Raw genomic sequence first — 4687 nt, forward strand, 5'->3', positions numbered from 1 at the left:
CGCACGCCGGCGACGTGATTTTCACTTCGGGCGGTACCGAAGCGGATAATCTCGCTGTCAAGGGCATCGCGCTCGCCCAGATCAGGCGCGAACGGGAGGCGAAAGCAACGGCAACGGCATCAACGCCGGCAAGTGCATCCACACCCACACCCGCATCCGTACCCGCATCACCACACTTTCAGCACTCCCCCGCCCACCGCATCCTCATTTCGGCGGTGGAGCACCCGGCCGTCGCGCAATCAGCACAATGGCTGCATGATTTCTTCGATTTCGACGTGGTGCGCATTCCGGTCGACGCTCAGGCCCATATCGACCTTGACGTACTCTCCCGCGAGGCCCGTCGGGGTGCGACCCTCGCATGCATCATGATGGCGAACAACGAGGTGGGCACGATTGAGCCAGTGAACCGCGCGGTGCGCATCTGCCATGATGCCGCAGTGCCCGTCCATGTGGACGCCGTGCAGGCGGCCGGCACGATTCCCGTGGATTTCCGCGGTCTTGACGCCGACACGCTCGCGGTGTCCGGACACAAGTTCGGCGCGCCGAAAGGCTTGGGCGCCCTGCTCGCCCGTAGCCGTGTGGCTATCGAGCCGATTGTCAGCGGCGGCGGGCAAGAACGCGGTCTGCGCTCCGGCACACCGAATGTCGCGGGAGCGATTGCACTGGCGGTCGCGCTCAATGAGGCATGCGCGGGAATGGAGGAACGCAACGCCCGTCTGGCCGCGTCGCGTGACGATCTGATCAGGGCTATCCGCGAGGCGATTCCTGGCACGACCCTCACCGGCGACCCGGCCAATCGTCTGCCCGGCCATGCGTCATTCACCTTCCCGAATGTCAACGGCGAGGCGCTGCTCGTCGATTTGGACGCGCGCGGCATTGAAGTGTCTTCAGGTTCGGCATGTGCCATCGGACGTCACGAAGCTCCCGGCACGCTGCTGGCCATGGGGTTGAACGAAACGGAAGCAAAATCCGCGTTGCGATTCTCGTTCCGGGAGCCGCTGCACCACGCGGATATCCGGCGCATCGCACAGGCGCTGCGCGCATCCATGATTGCCCTGCACGCGATGTGACAACGGTTGCAAACAATTCCGCCTGTGCGTGACCACGTTTTGCAAGTGGCCACGTCCACGCACGCACAACCGGCGGACGGTTTGTGCCGAAGATGCATACGGTTGCCGACGATACTGCCGCAGACAATACAGTTGAGGGTGGTTTCAGCGCTCTTCGGCACCGATACCACCCTCAATTCCACAGCCGGCAGATCAGTTGACCGCATCCGCCTCTGATGTGCCGGTCTCCCCTTCGTCAGCGGGACCGCTCGCGTTGCGCATCGCGGCGCGATATTGCGCGAGCCACGGGCCGATTTTCGCTTCCACACCGGAATTTCTCGGCTGATAGTATTCGGTGTCTTCGATACCCATCGGCATGTACTGCTGAGCTACGAACCCGCCGTGTTCCAACGGATTGACATAGCCCATACCATTGCCCGCGGCACGATGGTCGGCATCCGTGGGGTTGCGCAGGTGCAGCGGCACAATGCCGAGCTTGCCATCCTGGATATCCTTCTGGGCAGCTTTTGCAGCGTTCAGAACAGCATCGGACTTTGGGGACACGGCGATTTGGATGATCGCTTCCATCAGGGGCACGCGCGCGTCCGGCATACCGACCATCTCGACCGCCTGAGCCGCGGCAACCGCGGTCTGCAACACCTGCGGCTGGGCAAGCCCGACATCTTGCGCCGCGGAAACCACGACGCGCCTCGCGATGAACATCGGATCCTCACCCGCGTCGAGCATGCGCGTCGCCCAATACACGGCGGCATCCGGATTCGAACCGCGCATCGATTTGACGAGCGCGCTGGCCATATCGTAATGGTCGTCGACGCTGTAGGAAGGAATGTTGTCGATGACGCTGCGCACATCGTCGGACGTGACGACCGCGATTTGGCCGGGCGTCGCCTGACTTGCGGCACGGGAAGCGGCCGCCTCAAGCGTGGTGAGCGCATGACGCGCGTCGCCGCCGCTGCTGAGGACAATGAGCTTGCGCGCTTCCGGATCCAAGGTAACCGAGCCGCCAAGCCCGTCCGGCGAGGCGACTGCCCTGTCCACGATCCTGTTGAGGCCGTCGACACCGAGTTGATGCAAATGCACGATGATGCAACGGCTGAGCAACGCCGGGGCAAGCGTGCTGGACGGCGCTTCCGTGGTGGCGGCGACAAAGGTGACGAGCCGCTTTTCCACTGCAGGCAGCAGAATGTCCTGCTCTTCGCGCGAATACCGGTGGATTTCGTCGATGAACAGCACGGTTTCCTCACCGCGGCGCTTCAACCGTTCAGCGGCGGACAGCGAGTTTCGCAGCTCTTCGACACGCGCATTGACGGCGGACAGCTCAATGAAACGCCGATGCGACTCCTCCGCGATCAGATGCGCGATCGTGGTTTTGCCCGTTCCCGGAGGGCCGTACAGCAGGGCGGCGCCGGGGACGACCACGGATTGCGAGGTTGTCGGGGAAGCCATCAGACGCAACGGTGCGCCCGGAGCAAGTACCTGATCTTGGCCGATGACATCGTCAAGGTGCTTAGGGCGCATGCGATCGGCCAACGGACGCAACATCACATTGTCGCTTGCGGGGGTGCCAGGCACGGCAGCCGTCACACGACCGGCCGTCGGCATGCCGGCAATCGGCGCGTTCATGCCGGTGGTATCCATACCGGCGGGGTTGACACCGGCAGGATTCATGCCGGCAAGATTCATGCCTGAGAATTGCAAACCAAGATCCACAGTCTCTCCATAATCATTCGCGCGTGCACTCGTGCCCGGGCTCTCTCAATCCCGTATTCGCGACAACGAGCCGGATGTTATTGTAACGACAACGCACGAAAAACATAGCGCCGTTTCTTCGCTCGGAGAAGATGGAAACCATCGGATGTCACGACATAACATCACTGGTCCACATTCTCATATTGGAAATGGGCTTGATTGACACCTCCCCACGTCGTCAAGTGTCACCAAGCGTCGCCACGCGCATCACGGATACGGTGTGCCGCCTGGGTCAACGTCTCCTGTGGCATGAGCAGGCTGAACCGCACGTATCCGGCGCCTGTCGGGCCGAAATCGGAACCGGCGATCACAGCCACGCCAGCCTGATCGATGAGCCACTGGGCGAAAGCCTGATCATCACCGCCGGGGACCGGCATCCAGGCGAACAAGCCGCCATGCGAGTCAGTCAGGTGCAATCCCGCTTCGGCAAGACCATCACGCAAGGCGAGATACCGGTGGTGGTACCGGTCGGCGAGTACGCGCACCGTCGACTGGTCGCTGTTCAGCCCCGCCGCTCCCGCGTCCTGCACAATCGAGGACACCAGCAGACTGGTCTGCGCGTGCACGGATTTCACCGCGGCCATGAGCTGAGCGTTGCCGGCGACGAAACCGCCACGCCAGCCGGCAATCATGTACATCTTCGACAGCGAGCACAATTCCAGCGACACGTCAAGGGCCCCCGGAGTGCTCAACAGGCTGATTGGCGACTGCTCGTCATAACCGATGCCGGCGTAGGCGAAATCGTTGACGATGACTACGTGATGCTCCTTGCCGATGTGCACCGCCGTTTCGAACAGCTCCCGGGTCGCCACGGCACCGGTCGGATTGTTCGGATAGTTGAGAATGAGCAGTTTCGCCTCGTCCCAGATCTCGTCCGGCACGGCATCGAGATCCGGCAGGAATCCGCACTCCGGGCTGGTTGCAATCGTGTACACCCGTCCTTGCGCCACTGCGGTTGACCCCTCGTACTGCGGGTAATACGGGCCGACCAGCGCCACAAGATCGCCGGCGTTGACGAGGGTTTGGATGACGGCGCTGATGCCGACAGACGCGCCCGCGGTCGCCAGCAGTTGGGTCGCCGGGTCGAGGGTCACGCCGAATTCGCGCTGGTACCAGCCGGCCGCCGCCTTGAGGAAGGCTGGCTTGCCGTTGAATGACGGGTACTTGAAATCGGCTGGATTACGGGCGGCTTGGGCGACAGCATCAATCATGAACTGCGGCGGCTGACCATCCGGATTGCCTTGGCTCAGGTCAATGATGTCATGGCCGGCGGCCCGATATTTGGCGACCCGCGCGTTGGCAGCGGCAAACGGATTCGCGGGGATGCCACGCACCCGATCGGCGATGTTCGTGGTGATGTCCTGTGCCGTTGTTGCATTTGTTGTTGCTGTCGCTGTTGTTACCGTCGCGGATGTTGCCGTTCTAGCCGTTGCCGTCGTGGCTGTTGTTGTCGTGGCTGTTGTTGTCGTGGCCGTGGCTGCCGTGGCTGTAGCCGTTGTTGCCGTAGTGGCTGTTGTCGTTGCCTGTGTCATTGCGTCCACTCCTCTCGCGAGTTCCGCCCGCACGGCCGCCACCGGATGGAAAACCCGATTCCTGCCATGTGCCGTCTTGCCCTGAATGGTATGCAATCACGATTGCGCGGCGGAAACGCCTTGCCGGCTATCGCCGTTATCTATGCCGCACTATCACGCTGTGTTCTGTGACGGCGTTTTGGGCGACGGTGTTGCGCGATGACGTCTGCGACAATGTCGCGCAATGACACCTGTGATATTGCCAGCGACATTGCCCTGCGATATTGCCCTAGGCGGCAGTGTTGCGAACGGCGACGTCTTGCGACATTGTCCTGAGCAACGGGCCGATTGCTGATG

The 4687-nt window shown here is 62.3% G+C and carries 2 protein-coding genes and 1 pseudogene; 1 reads left to right on the forward strand and 2 read right to left on the reverse strand.

Features of this window, described 5'->3' with window-relative positions; translation table 11 throughout:
• A pseudogene (locus tag ACI38B_RS00620) lies at window positions 1-1070 on the forward strand (cysteine desulfurase family protein); the annotation flags it as partial.
• 192 nt (window positions 1071-1262) lie between these two features.
• On the opposite strand, the gene ACI38B_RS00625 reads toward ACI38B_RS00620, so the two are convergent.
• Both ACI38B_RS00625 and ACI38B_RS00630 read right to left on the reverse strand, forming a co-directional pair.
• Window positions 1263-2780 carry a replication-associated recombination protein A gene (locus ACI38B_RS00625; protein ID WP_439729102.1) on the reverse strand — a complete coding sequence of 506 codons (1518 nt, stop codon included), beginning with the start codon at window positions 2778-2780 and terminating at the stop codon, window positions 1263-1265.
• Between the two features lie 224 nt (window positions 2781-3004).
• Complete coding sequence (locus ACI38B_RS00630) at window positions 3005-4153, reverse strand: pyridoxal phosphate-dependent aminotransferase (RefSeq protein WP_439729103.1); 1149 nt, start codon at window positions 4151-4153, stop codon at window positions 3005-3007.
• Window positions 4154-4687: the final 534 nt, after the last annotated feature.

It is taken from the genome of Bifidobacterium sp. (genome assembly GCF_051876855.1).
Taxonomy (GTDB): domain Bacteria; phylum Actinomycetota; class Actinomycetes; order Actinomycetales; family Bifidobacteriaceae; genus Bifidobacterium.